The 15,030-nt window shown below is 71.4% G+C and carries 12 protein-coding genes; 9 read left to right on the top strand and 3 right to left on the bottom strand.

Annotated features, from left to right (window positions below):
* The first annotated feature begins 316 nt into the window (after nucleotides 1-316).
* From ACZ4E1_RS20770 to holA, 3 genes are all read left to right on the top strand, one after another.
* On the top strand, nucleotides 317-1,198 hold the full coding sequence (locus ACZ4E1_RS20770; protein WP_467541153.1) for a YceI family protein: 882 nt from the start codon (nucleotides 317-319) through the stop codon (nucleotides 1,196-1,198).
* A 51-nt stretch (nucleotides 1,199-1,249) separates the two neighbouring features.
* Entirely contained in the window at nucleotides 1,250-1,495 is a 246-nt protein-coding gene (locus ACZ4E1_RS20775) for a hypothetical protein (protein WP_467541154.1), read from the top strand.
* Nucleotides 1,496-1,556: 61 nt separating this feature from the next.
* Nucleotides 1,557-2,540 carry a DNA polymerase III subunit delta gene (gene holA / locus ACZ4E1_RS20780; RefSeq protein WP_467541155.1) on the top strand — a complete coding sequence of 328 codons (984 nt, stop codon included), beginning with the start codon at nucleotides 1,557-1,559 and terminating at the stop codon, nucleotides 2,538-2,540.
* A 370-nt stretch (nucleotides 2,541-2,910) separates the two neighbouring features.
* Here holA and rpsT read toward each other — a convergent pair whose 3' ends face one another.
* Nucleotides 2,911-3,177 carry a 30S ribosomal protein S20 gene (gene rpsT, locus ACZ4E1_RS20785; RefSeq protein ID WP_467541156.1) on the bottom strand — a complete coding sequence of 89 codons (267 nt, stop codon included), beginning with the start codon at nucleotides 3,175-3,177 and terminating at the stop codon, nucleotides 2,911-2,913.
* Nucleotides 3,178-3,412: 235 nt separating this feature from the next.
* Between rpsT and lepA the strand changes: the two genes are divergently transcribed.
* From lepA to hemW, 4 genes are all read left to right on the top strand, one after another.
* Entirely contained in the window at nucleotides 3,413-5,275 is a 1,863-nt protein-coding gene (gene lepA / locus ACZ4E1_RS20790) for a translation elongation factor 4 (RefSeq protein WP_467541157.1), read from the top strand.
* Between the two features lie 260 nt (nucleotides 5,276-5,535).
* A complete protein-coding gene (locus tag ACZ4E1_RS20795; protein ID WP_467541158.1) occupies nucleotides 5,536-7,425 on the top strand; it encodes an AMP-dependent synthetase/ligase in 1,890 nt (629 codons plus the stop codon).
* A 208-nt stretch (nucleotides 7,426-7,633) separates the two neighbouring features.
* The gene (locus tag ACZ4E1_RS20800; protein ID WP_467541159.1) at nucleotides 7,634-9,601 is read left to right on the top strand and encodes a SpoIIE family protein phosphatase; all 1,968 of its coding nucleotides are present in this window, start codon (nucleotides 7,634-7,636) and stop codon (nucleotides 9,599-9,601) included.
* A gap of 40 nt (nucleotides 9,602-9,641) precedes the next feature.
* Nucleotides 9,642-10,874, top strand: coding sequence for a radical SAM family heme chaperone HemW (gene hemW, locus ACZ4E1_RS20805; RefSeq protein WP_467541161.1), 1,233 nt, complete (start codon nucleotides 9,642-9,644; stop codon nucleotides 10,872-10,874).
* A gap of 238 nt (nucleotides 10,875-11,112) precedes the next feature.
* Here the strand turns inward: hemW and ACZ4E1_RS20810 are convergent, their stop codons facing one another.
* Together ACZ4E1_RS20810 and ACZ4E1_RS20815 are read right to left on the bottom strand one after the other, a co-directional pair.
* A complete protein-coding gene (locus ACZ4E1_RS20810; protein ID WP_399126129.1) occupies nucleotides 11,113-11,931 on the bottom strand; it encodes a DUF3097 domain-containing protein in 819 nt (272 codons plus the stop codon).
* A gap of 34 nt (nucleotides 11,932-11,965) precedes the next feature.
* Entirely contained in the window at nucleotides 11,966-12,703 is a 738-nt protein-coding gene (locus ACZ4E1_RS20815) for an MBL fold metallo-hydrolase (RefSeq protein ID WP_467541164.1), read from the bottom strand.
* 140 nt (nucleotides 12,704-12,843) lie between these two features.
* On the opposite strand from ACZ4E1_RS20815, the gene hrcA reads away from it, so the two are divergent.
* Both hrcA and dnaJ read left to right on the top strand, forming a co-directional pair.
* On the top strand, nucleotides 12,844-13,860 hold the full coding sequence (gene hrcA / locus ACZ4E1_RS20820) for a heat-inducible transcriptional repressor HrcA (protein ID WP_467541166.1): 1,017 nt from the start codon (nucleotides 12,844-12,846) through the stop codon (nucleotides 13,858-13,860).
* Nucleotides 13,861-14,997: a molecular chaperone DnaJ gene (gene dnaJ, locus ACZ4E1_RS20825; protein ID WP_467541168.1), complete on the top strand. Its 1,137-nt coding sequence runs from the start codon at nucleotides 13,861-13,863 to the stop codon at nucleotides 14,995-14,997.
* Nucleotides 14,998-15,030: the final 33 nt, after the last annotated feature.

Below are 15,030 nucleotides of genomic sequence, written 5' to 3' on the forward strand. Positions count from 1 at the left end.
GACGGGAGGAGGTCGGGGGCAGAGGGACAGGGTGGGCGTGTCGCCGTCCGTGGTCGCTCCGGCCCCCACGGTGAGGGGGCGGAGAGCGGTGCGCCGAAAGTTTCGCGGAATGTGCGCACGCGGTTGCTACCGGTGAGTAAAAAAGCCGCTGAGCTGGCGAAACGCTAACCGGAGTAGGTAATTCGGGCCCGAGGTCGCCTTCTCTGCGATTCCCGCGTTGTGGGCTCGTGTTGCCTCGAAAGCCGCAACGATGGTCGAATACGTCTTCGTTCATCTAGCAACTACTGTTGTCAAGACGCACTGGGGTAGGTAGTTCATGTTCGGCCGCTGGCTGGGAAACCGTACGAACCGGGCACAACGGACCAATCCCCTGGCGGAGATGGCGGTGCCACCCAGCGCGGGGATGCTGAGCTGCCGGGTCCTCGACCCCGTCAACGAGCCGATACGCACCGCCGAACTCGTCGTCAACGACGCCATGGGGCGCCAGGTGGTCACGGGAGGGACGGACCCGTTCGGTTCGTTCATGGCCACGGTGCCCGCCGGGGACTACCGGCTCGCGGTGACCGCCGACGGCTACACGCCGTTCCACGGCAACGCCAGCGTCGCCGAGAGCGGGCACGCGTCCGTGGGCGACGTCATGCTCCAGGTCGCCCAGCCGCCGCAGCTGCCCGACGCGGGCGACTGGGAGATCGAGCCGATGCACTCCTCGATCGCGTTCACGGCGCGGCACATCGGACTCGCCCGGATCCACGGCCGGTTCAACACCTTCGCGGGCGCGCTGCGCGTCGCCGAGCGCGTCGAGCAGTCCGCGATGCACGTCGTCATCGACGCCTCGTCCATCGACACGAACGTGCAGATGCGCGACGACCACCTCAGGTCCGCCGACTTCCTGGACGTCGAGCGGTTCCCGACGCTGGAGTTCTACAGCGACAAGTTCACGCACAAGGGCGGCAGCCGCTGGGCCATCACCGGCGCGCTCTCCCTGCACGGCGTGACCCGCACCGTCACGCTCGACGCCGAGTACCTGGGCCTGGGCAACGGCATGGAGGGCGAGACCCGCGCCGCCTGCCGCGCCACCGCCGAACTGCACCGCGACGACTTCACCATCAGCTGGCAGACCATGCTCGCGCGCGGCATCGCCGCCGTCGGGACCAGCGTGAAGATCGAGCTGGACATCCAGGTCGTGCCCAAGGGCTGACCCGGGCCGCCCGGTGCGGGCCGCGGGGCGCGCGTGCCCGAAGATGGTGCCGTGAGCGATGTGAGACACGTACTGGTGCTGCCGGACCGCGACGCCGCGGAGGAGGCCGCCGAGGCGCTCGGGGAGCGCTTCGGCGTCACCGAGGAACCCCAGCTCGTACGGGACGCGCTGGCCGGGGAGGACGACGCGGAGGACGCGCAGTGGCTCCTGGTCGTCGAGGACCCGGACGAGGCCCTGGACCCGGCGGCGCTGGACACGTTCGCCGGGGAGTGGGACGGCTGGCGCGAGGAGCCGTAGGGCGCCCCGCGGGAGTCGGCCGCGGCCGGGCTGTCAGTGCCCCGTGGGATGCTTGACCGCGATGGCCAGGAAGACTGCAAACGACGATCCGCTCGCTCCGCTCACCGTCGCGGTGGGCCAGGAGGACCTGCTGCTCGACCGCGCGGTGCAGCAGGTGGTCGCCGCCGCGCGCGCGGCCGACGCCGACACCGACGTGCGCGACCTCGCCCCCGACCAGCTGCAGCCCGGCACGCTGGCCGAGCTGACGAGCCCGTCGCTGTTCGCCGAGCGCAAGGTCGTCGTCGTGCGCAATGCGCAGGACCTGTCGGCGGACACGGTCAAGGACGTGAAGGCGTACATCGGTTCGCCCGCCGAGGAGATCACGCTCGTCCTGCTGCACGCCGGCGGAGCCAAGGGCAAGGGCCTGCTGGACGCGGCGCGCAAAGCGGGGGCCCGGGAGGTCGCCTGCCCGAAGATGACGAAGCCGGCGGACCGGCTGGCGTTCGTGCGCGGGGAGTTCCGGGCGCTCGGGCGGTCCGCGACGCCGGAGGCGTGCCAGGCGCTCGTCGACGCGATCGGGAGCGATCTGCGGGAGCTGGCCTCCGCTGTCGCGCAGTTGGGGGCCGATGTCGAGGGGGCCATCGACGAGGCCGTCGTCGGGCGGTACTACACGGGGCGGGCCGAGGCGTCGAGCTTCACCGTCGCGGACCGGGCCGTCGAGGGACGGGCCGCGGAGGCGCTCGAAGCGTTGCGGTGGTCGCTCGCGACCGGGGTGGCGCCGGTGATGATCACCAGTGCGCTGGCTCAGGGGGTGCGGGCGATCGGGAAGCTGTCGTCCGCGCGGGGTGGGCGGCCCGCGGATCTGGCGCGGGAGCTCGGGATGCCGCCGTGGAAGATCGATCGGGTGCGGCAGCAGATGCGGGGGTGGACTCCGGACGGGGTTGCCGTGGCGTTGCGGGCCGTTGCCGAGGCCGATGCCGGGGTCAAGGGGGGCGGGGACGATCCCGGGTATGCCCTGGAGAAGGCCGTTGTGGCGGTTGCGCGGGCTGCGCGGGCCCGGGGGTAGGTCCCTGTTTCATCGACCGGTTCGTCGTGGCTGGGGTCCGGGGGAGTCGCCCCCGCCGCCCCTTCCCGTCCCGTCCCTGGGGGCTGCGCCCCCAGACCCCCCTGTCGGCCTTCGGCCTCGTCCTCAAACGCCGGACGGGCTTGAAAAACAAAGACCGGACGGGCTTGAAGAGACACCCGCGCCCGGGGTCAGTGGGAGAAATGCCGAATGCCCCCCGTTCCTGTCGGAGGCGGGGGCACTCGGGGCAAGCTGTGAGATGTGAGCCCACACCCGCGTGGCGAACGCAGGCCGCGTGCGGGCTCGGGGGCCGGTCGGGGGCGGATGAGAGAGGGCCCGCCCGGGTCCTTCCGGCGACAGATCAGTCGAAGGTTCAGGCCTTGAGGGACTCGACCTTGGAAGCAAGCGCCGACTTCTTGTTGGCAGCCTGGTTCTTGTGGATGACGCCCTTCGAGACGGCCTTGTCGAGCTTGCGCGAAGCCTCGCGCGCGGCGACGGTGGCCTTCTCGACGTCACCCGCGGCAGCAGCCTCACGGGCCTTGCGGATCGCGGTCTTCAGGGAGGACTTGACGGCCTTGTTGCGCAGCCGAGCCTTCTCGTTGGTCTTGATCCGCTTGATCTGGGACTTGATGTTCGCCACGAAATGAGCCTTTGCAGGTTCAGGCACGGGGCCGGTGAAGGACCCGTACCGGTGATTTTCTCTGAGTGTGTGCCTCGCGCTGAGAGGGCATGAGACACAGCTGCCCACGGTACCAGTCGTCCTCCGGGCGGCCCAAACCGGGCGCAGTCCCGCCGCCGTGGGACCATGGAAGCTACGTGACGATCCCAACCGAGGCCGACCTGAGGACAAGGCGCCTCAAGAGACAGGACCCTGCGTGCCCGCGACCCCTAACAATGTGCCCGAGCCGAGCCGTACCGACCCGGCTCTGATCCGCAATTTCTGCATCATCGCGCACATCGACCACGGCAAGTCCACGCTCGCCGACCGGATGCTCCAGCTGACCGGAGTGGTCGAGCAGCGGCAGATGCGTGCTCAGTACCTCGACCGGATGGACATCGAGCGCGAGCGCGGCATCACGATCAAGTCCCAGGCGGTGCGTTTGCCGTGGGCTCCCACCCACGACAAGAGCAACACGCACATCCTCAACATGATCGACACTCCGGGCCACGTGGACTTCACGTACGAGGTCTCGCGTTCCCTCGCCGCGTGCGAGGGGACGGTCCTGCTGGTCGACGCCGCTCAGGGCATCGAGGCGCAGACCCTCGCCAACCTGTACCTGGCGATGGAGAACGACCTCAAGATCATCCCGGTGCTCAACAAGATCGACCTGCCGGCCGCGCAGCCCGAGAAGTTCTCCGAGGAGCTCGCCAACCTCATCGGTTGCGACCCCGAGGAGGTGCTCAAGGTCTCCGCGAAGACCGGCATGGGCGTCGAGGCGCTGCTCGACCGTGTCGTGGAGCAGATCCCGGCCCCGGTCGGCGTCAAGGACGCCCCCGCCCGCGCGATGATCTTCGACTCGGTCTACGACTCGTACCGCGGTGTCGTCACGTACGTCCGAGTGGTCGACGGCCAGCTCAACAAGCGTGAGCGGATCCGGATGATGTCGACCGGCGCGACGCACGAGCTCCTGGAGATCGGGACGAACTCGCCGGAGATGCTGCCGGCCGACGGTCTCGGCGTCGGTGAGGTGGGCTACCTCATCACCGGTGTGAAGGACGTCCGCCAGTCCAAGGTGGGTGACACGATCACCTCCCTGAACAACGGGGCGACCGAGGCGCTCGGCGGGTACAAGGACCCGAAGCCGATGGTGTTCTCCGGTCTGTATCCGCTGGACGGCTCGGACTACCCCGAGCTGCGCGACGCGCTCGACAAGCTGCAGCTCAACGACGCCGCGCTCGTCTACGAGCCGGAGACCTCGGCCGCGCTCGGCTTCGGCTTCCGCGTCGGCTTCCTCGGCCTGCTGCACCTCGACGTGATCCGTGAGCGGCTGGAGCGCGAGTTCGGCCTCGACCTCATCGCCACCGCGCCGAACGTGGTCTACCGCGTCGACATGGAGGACGGCACCGAGCACGTCGTCACCAACCCGAGCGAGTTCCCCGAAGGCAAGATCGACAAGGTCTACGAGCCGGTCGTGCGCGCCACGATCCTCGCGCCGTCCGAGTTCATCGGCTCGATCATGGAGCTGTGCCAGACCCGGCGCGGCGTGCTCCTCGGCATGGACTACCTCTCCGAGGACCGCGTCGAGATCCGGTACACGCTGCCCCTCGCCGAGATCGTCTTCGACTTCTTCGACCAGCTGAAGTCCAAGACGCGCGGCTACGCGTCCCTCGACTACGAGCCCACGGGCGAGCAGACGGCCAACCTGGTGAAGGTCGACATCCTGCTCCACGGCGACAAGGTCGACGCCTTCTCCGCGATCACGCACCGGGACGCGGCCTACGCGTACGGCGTGCGGCTCGTGGCCAAGCTGCGCGAGCTCATCCCGCGCCAGGCCTTCGAGGTGCCCATCCAGGCCGCCATCGGCTCCCGGGTCATCGCCCGCGAGACGATCCGCGCCATCCGCAAGGACGTCCTCGCCAAGTGCTACGGCGGTGACATCTCCCGTAAGCGGAAGCTGCTGGAGAAGCAGAAGGAAGGCAAGAAGCGGATGAAGATGGTCGGCTCCGTGGAGGTCCCGCAGGAGGCCTTCATCGCGGTGCTGTCCAGCGACGACAGCGGCGGCAAGGCCAAGAAGTAGGCCCCCGCCGAGCGGGTTCTGGCGGCGGGTCCGGTGCGCGGTGTGCGTGCCGGGCCCGCCGCTTTCGCGTGCGCGCATCGGAAAGCGCCTGTGAAAGCCGTGTGCGATCCGGGACGGACGGGGCGCCGACCGGGCGTATCCCGCGGAAGTTCAAGGCCGGAGCCTCTTACGCGCCGGGCGAGTGCGCCTTACCCTGATCACTGCTCGATGGTTACTCGCCAGTTAAACAAGCCGCGCTGTCGCGGGCCCCGGAGGACGTCGTGAGCGACACACAGACCCTGATCGAGAACCGGCCGCCGTCCGTCGCGGCCCTCTTCCTGGAGCGCGTGACCGCGACGCCCGATGCCGAGGCCTACCGCTATCCGGTGCCATCGGCTTCCGGTGAGGGCCCCGACGAGTGGAAGTCGCTCAGCTGGGGCCAGGCCGCGCAGCGCGTCCACGCCGTCGCGGCGGGACTCGTCGAGCTCGGCGTGCAGCCCGAGCAGCGCGTCGCCCTCGCCTCCTCGACCCGCGTCGAGTGGATCCTCGCGGACCTCGGCATCATGTGCGCGGGCGCGGCGACCACGACCGTGTACCCGCAGACCAACGCGGAGGAGTCGGCGTTCATCCTGTCCGACTCCGAGTCGAAGGTGCTCGTCGCCGAGGACGCCGCGCAGCTCGCCAAGGCCCGTGAGCGGCGCGCCGAGCTGCCCGAGCTCGCCCACGTCGTGGTGATCGACGCGACCGGCGTGGAGCCGGACGCCGCCGACCCCGACGGCTGGCTGCTCACCCTCGACGACCTGGAGACGCGCGGCGCCGCCTACCTGGAGAAGAACCCCGAGGTCGTCAAGGAGCGCGTCGGCGCGATCGAGAAGGACCAGCTCGCCACCCTCATCTACACCTCCGGCACCACCGGCCGCCCCAAGGGCGTGCGCCTGCCGCACGACAACTGGTCGTACATGGCGAAGGCGATCGCCGCGACCGGCCTGGTCACCAAGGACGACGTGCAGTACCTGTGGCTGCCGCTCGCGCACGTCTTCGGCAAGGTGCTGACCAGCGGCCAGATCGAGGTCGGGCACGTCACCGCCGTCGACGGCCGCGTCGACAAGATCATCGAGAACCTGCCGGTCGTCCAGCCGACGTACATGGCCGCCGTGCCGCGCATCTTCGAGAAGGTCTACAACGGCGTCGCCGCGAAGGCCCGGGCCGGCGGCAACGCCAAGTTCAAGATCTTCCAGTGGGCGGCGGGTGTCGCCCGCGAGTACGCGAAGGTCACCCAGGACAACTTCCGGCGCACCGGCGTCGCCTCCGCGCCGTTCGGCCTCGCCTCCAAGCACAAGGTCGCCGACGCGCTCGTCTACAGCAAGCTGCGCGAGGCCTTCGGCGGCCGGCTGCGCGCCTGTATCTCCGGCTCGGCCGCGCTCGCGCCCGAGATCGGCTACTTCTTCGCGGGCGCCGGCGTGCACATCCTGGAGGGCTACGGCCTCACGGAGTCCTCCGCCGCGTCCTTCGTGAACCCGGGCGAGGCCTACCGCACCGGCACCGTCGGCAAGCCGCTGCCCGGCACCGAGGTGCGCATCGCCGACGACGGCGAGATCCTGCTGCGCGGCCCCGGCATCATGGAGGGTTACCACGGGCTGCCCGACAAGACGGCCGAGGTCCTGGAGTCCGACGGCTGGTTCCACACCGGCGACATCGGCGAGCTGTCCGTCGACGGCTACCTGAAGATCACCGACCGCAAGAAGGACCTCATCAAGACGTCCGGCGGCAAGTACATCGCGCCCGCCGAGGTCGAGGGCCAGTTCAAGGCCGTGTGCCCGTACGTGTCCAACATCCTGGTCCACGGCGCCGACCGGAACTTCTGCACCGCCCTCATCGCGCTCGACGAGCCGTCGATCCTGGACTGGGCGAAGGAGAACGGCCTGGACGGCAAGTCCTACGCGGAGGTCGTCGCCGCGCCCGCGACCGTCCAGCTCGTGGAGGGCTACGTGAAGGAGCTCAACGAGGGCCTGCAGCGCTGGCAGACCATCAAGAAGTTCAAGCTGCTGCCGCGCGACCTGGACATCGAGCACGGCGAGTTGACCCCGAGCCTCAAGCTGAAGCGGCCGGTCGTCGAGCGGCAGTACAAGGAGCTGCTGGACGAGATGTACGCGGGCAGCCGGGAGGGCTGAGCCCGCCCGGTCGCGGCCGGGTCACGGGCGCGGGAGGGCCGGGTTTCCGGCCCTCCCTCGGCCCTCCCGGAACAATGGCCGCATACCACTCTTCTCACCCGTCGCGGACCGGTTCGGTGACTCGCCGCTTATGAGCGGGCCCGGTCTGTCACTCTGTTCCTGTTGGCTGAGGCGTGCGTCCACGCCCGAACAGCTCAGGAGCCGAACAGTGGGGTCCATTCCTCTTCAGCGGGAGACTCAGCGCGAGCCCCGGCGAGAGACCCGGCGGGAGACCGCCTTCTCCACCGGGGACGCGCCCGGCCGCCCCGACGAGGTCCGCACCTCGCTGCCGGGCAACCCGCTGGCGCCCGCTGCCGCCCGCCGTTTCGTCCGGGCCGCGTTCGCCGACTGGACGGCCGCGCCCCGCCCCGCCGCCCCCGTCGGCGACCGCCTCGCCGACGACGCGGTCGTCGTCGTCAGCGAACTCGTCACCAACGCGGTCGTGCACGCCGGCACCGGCGTCGACCTCGTGTGCCGCCGTGAAGGACCGACCGCCGACGACCCCGCGGGCCTCGTCGTCGAGGTCACCGACCACCACCCCACCCGCGCCGTCCGCACCGACCGCGTCTGCCGCACCCCCGAGACCCCCGAGTACGGGCGCGGCCTCCACCTTGTCGCGTCCCTCGCCGACGCGTGGGGCATCACCTACCGGCCCGGCACCAAGACCGTCTGGGCGCGCCTGCCCGCCGACGGCACCGAGACCGGCCCCGACGGCGGCGCGGGACAGCCCGCCGCCCGCCCCGACCGGCGCGGCCTGCGCTCCGCCGAACCGCTCCCGCAGCAGCCCGTGCGCGCCCCGCAGGACGAGGACTGGATCAACCGCGGCGCGCTCGCCTTCCTCGCCGAGGCCTCCGACCTGCTCGCCGGCCAGCTCGACGAGGACATGGTCGCCGCGATCGTCGGCCAGCTCCTTGTTCCCCGGCTCGCCGACTGGTGCGCCGTCTGGCTCCACGACGAGGAGGGCCGCGGGCTGCCCGGCGACACGCTCACCGCCGACGCCGCCGCACGCTCCTACGACCCGCACCCCGCCCCGCGCCTCGCCCGCGTCTGGCACACCCACGAGAGCCGCATCGAGGACCTCACCCGGATCCTCGCCAAGGAACCGCCCCGGCTGCCCGACGCCGCCCGCTCCGCCGCCGTGCCCGTGCCCTGGCCGGGACCGGCCGGCGGCAGCGGCTCCGCGCTCGCCTACCGGCTCAGCGCCGGCGGCCGCACCCTCGGCATCCTGCTCATCGGCCGCTCCGGCCTGGAGCACTTCCCCGACGAGGTCACCGGGCTCGTCGAGGACTTCAGCCGCCGCGTCGCCCTCGCCGTCAGCGCCGCCCGCCGCTACACCCGCCAGGCCACCATCAGCCGCATCCTCCAGCGCGGCCTGCTGCCCAGCGTCGTCGCCGACATCCCCGGCATGGAGCACGCCATCGTCTACGAGCCGAAGGAGGCGGGCGGCCCCGGCGGCGACTTCTACGACATCTTCCCCGCCGGCGACGGCCGCTGGTGCTTCGCCGTCGGCGACGTCCAGGGCAAGGGCCCCGAGGCCGCCGTCGTCATCGGCCTCGCCCGCCCCTGGCTGCGCCTCCTCGCCCGCGAGGGCTACCCCGTCGCCAAGGTCCTCGACCGGCTCAACCGGCTGCTCCTCGACGACGCCACCGAGGCCTCCGACGCCGCCGCCCGCGCCCTCGCCGCCGCCGGCGGCCAGGGCGTCCCGCCCGAGGGTTCCACCTCCCGCTTCCTCTCGCTCCTCTACGGAGAGCTCACCCCGTCGCCCGACGGCGGCGCCGTCCACTGCACCCTGGCCAGCGCCGGCCACCCGCTGCCCCTGCTCATGCGGCCCGGCGGCGAGGTACGGACCGTTGCCACGCCCCAGGTCCTCCTCGGCGTCGTCGACGACCCCGACTACACCAGCGACACCTTCGAGATGACCTCCGGCGACACCCTGCTGTGCGTCACCGACGGCGTCACCGAGCGCCGCAACGGCCCCCGCCAGTTCGACGACGGAGAAGGCCTCGCCCACGCCCTCACCGGCTGCGCGGGCCTCACCGCCCCCCTCCTCGCCGACCGCATCCGCCGCCTCGTCCACGCCTTCGCGGACAGCCCCCCGGACGACGACCTGGCCCTGCTGGTCCTCCAGGCGCAGTGAGCGCGGCGGAGAACGCGCGCGAAGGCTGGACAATGGGGGCATGCCTTCCGCACTTCCCGATGGTGAGCCCGTGCCCGACGACGGGTCGCTGCCCGCCTCCGCCCTGGTCGACGCCGCCGCGCGACCGCTCGGGTTCTACCTGCACGTCCCGTACTGCGCCACGCGCTGCGGCTACTGCGACTTCAACACGTACACGGCGACCGAGCTGCGCGGCAGCGGCGGTGTCCTCGCCTCCCGGGACAACTACGCGGACACCCTGATCGACGAGGTGCGGCTCGCCCGCAAGGTGCTCGGGGACGACCCGCGGCCCGTGCGGACCGTGTTCGTGGGCGGCGGTACGCCGACGCTGCTGGCCGCCGGGGACCTCGTCCGGATGTTGGGGGCGGTGCGGGACGAGTTCGGGCTCGCGGACGACGCCGAGGTGACCACGGAGGCGAACCCGGAGTCCGTCGACGCCGCGTATCTCGCCGAGCTGCGGGACGGGGGGTTCAACCGGATCTCGTTCGGCATGCAGAGCGCCAAGCAGCACGTCCTCGAGATCCTCGACCGTACGCACACGCCCGGGCGGCCCGAGGCCTGCGTCGCCGAGGCGCGCGCGGCCGGGTTCGACCACGTCAACCTCGACCTGATCTACGGCACCCCGGGCGAGAGCGACGACGACTGGCGGGCCTCGCTGGACGCCGCGATCGGCGCCGGGCCCGACCACGTCTCCGCCTACGCGCTGATTGTCGAGGAGGGCACCCAGCTCGCCCGGCGGATCCGGCGCGGGGAGGTGCCCATGACCGACGACGACGTGCACGCGGACCGGTACCTGATCGCCGAGGAGAAGCTGGCACAGGCCGGGTTCGACTGGTACGAGGTGTCGAACTGGGCCACCTCGGACGCCGGGCGGTGCCTGCACAACGAGCTGTACTGGCGCGGGGCCGACTGGTGGGGCGCCGGACCCGGAGCGCACTCCCACGTCGGGGGCGTGCGGTGGTGGAACGTGAAGCACCCCGGGGCGTACGCCGCCGCGCTCGCCGGTGGGAAGTCGCCGGGGGCCGGGCGAGAGGTCCTGGCCGACGAGGACCGCCGGGTCGAACGGATCCTGCTGGAGCTGCGCCTGAAGGACGGATGCCCGCTGGATCTGCTGAAGCCGGCCGGGGCGGACGCGGCCCGCCGCTTCCTGGGCGACGGACTTCTCGATCCCGACTCCTTCGACGCCGGGCGGGCGGTCCTCACCCTGCGGGGGCGTCTCCTGGCCGACGCGGTGGTCCGCGACCTGGTCGACTGACCCGCGTCCTTTGCCCAGCCGCTCACGCCGTCCGGACCGCCGGCCCGGCGCGGGCCTGCACCGATGGGCGGCTCCGCTGCGCGGACGCGGGGCTGTACCCGTTTCAGCGACTCCGTCGCGCCGCCGCCGTGGGGGCTGACGATCGTCGCCGGGTGCCGCCCGGTGGGGCTTCTCGCGCAGTTCCCCGCGCCCCTGAAGACACGCTCCGCGTGTCCCAGGGGCCCAAGGGGGGCCTGGGTCAGGGGGCTGTGACGAAGTCGATGAGTTCTTCCACTCGGCCCAGGAGGGCCGGTTCGAGGTCCTTGTAGGTGTGGACCCGGGACAGGATGTGCTGCCAGGCCTCGCCCGTGTGGGCGACCTTCCAGCCCAGGGCGCGGCAGACGCCCGTCTTCCAGTCCTGGCCGCGCGGCACCCGGGGCCAGGCCTCGATTCCGACCGAGGACGGCTTCACGGCCTCCCAAATGTCGATGTAGGGGTGGCCGACGATCAGGGCGTGCTCGGTGGTGACGGACTGGGCGATGCGCCACTCCTTCGTACCGGGCAGGAGGTGGTCGACCAGGACGCCGAGGCGCGCGTCGGGCCCCGGCTCGAACTCCGCCACGATCGCCGGAAGATCGTCGACGCCCTCCAGGAACTCGACCGCGACCCCCTCGACGCGCAGATCGTCGCCCCAGACCCGTTCGATGAGCTCCGCGTCGTGCTTGCCCTCGACGTAGATGCGCCCCGCGCGGGCCACACGCGCGCGGGCCCCGGGCACCGCGACGGAGCCGGACGCGGTCCGCGTGGGCCGCACCGGACCGCCCGCGCTCGGCCGGACCAGCGTCACGACCTTGCCCTCCAGGAGGAAACCGCGCGGCTCCATCGGGAACACCCGGTGCTTGCCGAATCGGTCCTCCAGCGTCACCGTCGGCCCCTGCGCGGTCTTCTCGACCCGGACCACGGCCCCGCAGAAACCGGTCGTGACCTCCTCGACGACGAGATCGGGCTCGGCCGGAACCTCGGGGGCCGGCGTGTTCCGCTTCCACGGGGGAGTCAGGTCGGGGCTGTACTGGCGCATTCGGCCGACGATAGGAGAAACCGGCAGGCCAGGACTACGACACGCCGAAACGCGCGGCCAGCGCAGCCCGCTGCGCCCGGACAAACTCGGCATTCACCGCGGAACCGTGCCCGGGCACGTACACCGCGTCCTCCCCGCCCAGGTCGAGCAGCCGGTCCAGCGCCGCCGGCCAGTGCCGGGGAGCCGCGTCCGGCCCGGCCTGCGGCTCGCCCGACTCCTCCACGAGATCCCCGCAGAAGACGATCTCGCGGGCGCCCGGCACGAGCACCGCCAGGTCGTGGCCGCTGTGCGCGGGCCCCACGTTCGCGAGCAGCACCTGCAGCCCGCCGCCCAGGTCGAGCGTCCACTCGCCGCACACCCGGTGCTGCGGGGCGACCAGCACGTCGGTCGCCTCGGCCGCCTCGCGGGGGCCGAGCCCGTTGCGCACGGCATCCGTGCACAGTTCTTCGCGCGCGCGTGCCTGGGCGAAGAGCGCGTCGACGCCCACCGCCCCGAACACCTCCACGCCCGAGAACGCCGCCGTGCCGAAGACATGGTCGAAATGGGGGTGGGTCAGCGCGATGTGCGTCACGCGCGCGTGCGGGCCGAGCAGCCGCCGTACGTCCCCGCGCAGCCGGGCTCCCTCGCGCAGTGAGGATCCCGTGTCGATCAGCAGCGCCGCGCCGTCCCCGGCGACGAGACCGGCCGTGCAGTCCCAGCCCGGCAGCCGGACCCGGCCCACGCGCGGGGCCAGTTCCTCCCAACCCGTCCCCACCCAGTCGATACGTTCCATGACCCCGACGCTAGCGCCCTTGCTAGGGGCGTACCCACCGGCCGTACACTGACCGGGGACGACTGGCACTCGCCCACAGGGAGTGCCAACAGCGTCCGAGAGACAGAGACCGAGCGGGAAGTCGCTGGAGGTGTGCGCCGATGCTCAGTGAACGCAGGCTCGAGGTGCTGCGCGCCATCGTCCAGGACTACGTCGGCACCGAGGAGCCGGTCGGCTCCAAGGCGCTGACCGAGCGCCACCGGCTGGGCGTCTCCCCGGCCACGGTGCGCAACGACATGGCCGCCCTGGAGGACGAGGGATACATCGCCCAGCCGCACACCAGCGCGGGCCGCATCCCGACCGACAAGGGGTACCGCCTCTTCGTCGACAAGCTCACCAGCGTCAAGCCGATGACCCTGCCCGAGCGGCGCGCGGTCCAGAACTTCCTGGAGGGCGCCGTCGACCTCGACGACGTCGTCGGCCGTACGGTGCGGCTGCTCGCGCAGCTCACCCGGCAGGTGGCGATCGTCCAGTACCCGTCCCTGACCCGGTCCACGGTGCGCCACGTCGAGCTGCTCTCGCTGGCGCCCGCGCGGCTGATGCTCGTCCTGATCACGGACACCGGCCGGGTCGAGCAGCGGATGATCGACTGCCCGGCGCCGTTCGGCGAGAGCTCGCTCGCGGATCTGCGGGCCCGGCTCAACAGCCGGGTGGCGGGACGCCGGTTCGCCGACGTGCCGCAGCTGGTGCAGGATCTGCCGGAGGCCTTCGAGGCGGAGGACCGCGGCACGGTCTCGACGGTGCTCTCCACTCTTCTGGAGACGCTCGTCGAGGAGTCCGAGGAGCGGCTGATGATCGGCGGCACCGCCAATCTCACCCGCTTCGGACATGACTTTCCCCTCACCATCCGGCCCGTCCTCGAGGCACTCGAGGAGCAGGTCGTGCTCCTCAAGTTGCTGGGTGAGGTGGGGGATTCGGGCATGGCCGTACGGATCGGTCATGAGAACGCACACGAGGGACTCAACTCCACGTCCGTCGTGTCGGTCGGCTACGGTTCGGGCGGCGAGGCAGTCGCCAAGCTCGGCGTCGTCGGACCGACACGCATGGATTACCCGGGAACGATGGGAGCAGTACGCGCAGTGGCACGTTACGTCGGACAGATCCTGGCGGAGTCGTAAGTGGCCACGGACTACTACGCCGTACTCGGCGTGCGCCGCGACGCTTCCCAGGACGAGATCAAGAAGGCCTTCCGGAGGCTGGCCCGCGAGCTTCACCCGGACGTGAATCCGGACCCGAAGACGCAGGAGCGCTTCAAGGAGATCAACGCCGCCTACGAGGTCCTCTCGGACCCGCAGAAGAAGCAGGTCTACGACCTGGGGGGCGACCCCCTGTCGCAGTCCGGCGGAGGCGGTGCGGGCGGGTTCGGAGCCGGTGGCTTCGGCAACTTCTCGGACATCATGGACGCGTTCTTCGGTACGGCGTCGCAGCGCGGCCCGCGCTCGCGCACGCGCCGTGGCCAGGACGCCATGATCAGGCTGGAGGTCGAGCTCGACGAGGCGGCCTTCGGCACCACCAAGGACCTCCAGGTCGACACGGCCGTCGTCTGTACGACGTGCAGCGGCGAGGGCGCGGCCCCCGGTACCTCCGCGCAGACCTGTGACATGTGCCGCGGTCGCGGTGAGGTCTCGCAGGTCACGCGGTCCTTCCTGGGCCAGGTCATGACCTCGCGGCCGTGCCCGCAGTGCCAGGGTTTCGGCACCGTGGTCCCGACCCCGTGCCCCGAGTGCGCGGGCGACGGCCGCATCCGTTCCCGCCGCACGCTCACGGTGAAGATCCCGGCCGGTGTGGACAACGGCACGCGGATCCAGCTCGCGGGCGAGGGCGAGGTCGGCCCCGGCGGCGGCCCCGCCGGCGACCTGTACGTGGAGATCCACGAGCTGCCGCACCCGACCTTCCAGCGGCGCGGCGACGACCTGCACTGCACGGTCACCATCCCGATGACGGCGGCGGCTCTCGGCACGAAGGTGCCGCTGGAGACGCTCGACGGCGTCGAGGAGATCGACATCCGGCCCGGCACCCAGTCCGGCCAGTCGATCCCGCTGCACGGACGCGGCGTCACGCACCTGCGCGGCGGGGGCCGCGGCGACCTCATCGTCCACGTCGAGGTCCTGACCCCGTCCAAGCTGGACGCCGAACAGGAACGCCTGCTCCGCGAACTGGCCCAGCTCCGAGGCGAGGAACGCCCCACGGGCCAGTTCCAGCCGGGGCAGCAGGGTCTGTTCTCTCGGCTGAAGGACGCGTTCAACGGGCGTTGAGCCGTTGCTCGGGATGCGTTCGGAGGGGTTCGG

The sequence above is a fragment of the Streptomyces sp. NPDC025806 genome (genome assembly GCF_055558275.1).

Excerpts from the sequence above, each read along its gene's own strand:
- hemW (WP_467541161.1), top strand. The coding sequence starts at position 9,642 with ATGCCTTCCGCACTTCCCGATGGTGAGCCCGTGCCCGACGACGGGTCG.
- hrcA (WP_467541166.1), top strand. The coding sequence starts at position 12,844 with ATGCTCAGTGAACGCAGGCTCGAGGTGCTGCGCGCCATCGTCCAGGAC.
- ACZ4E1_RS20810 (WP_399126129.1), bottom strand. The coding sequence starts at position 11,931 with ATGCGCCAGTACAGCCCCGACCTGACTCCCCCGTGGAAGCGGAACACG.
- ACZ4E1_RS20770 (WP_467541153.1), top strand. The coding sequence starts at position 317 with ATGTTCGGCCGCTGGCTGGGAAACCGTACGAACCGGGCACAACGGACC.
- holA (WP_467541155.1), top strand. The coding sequence starts at position 1,557 with ATGGCCAGGAAGACTGCAAACGACGATCCGCTCGCTCCGCTCACCGTC.
- ACZ4E1_RS20815 (WP_467541164.1), bottom strand. The coding sequence starts at position 12,703 with ATGGAACGTATCGACTGGGTGGGGACGGGTTGGGAGGAACTGGCCCCG.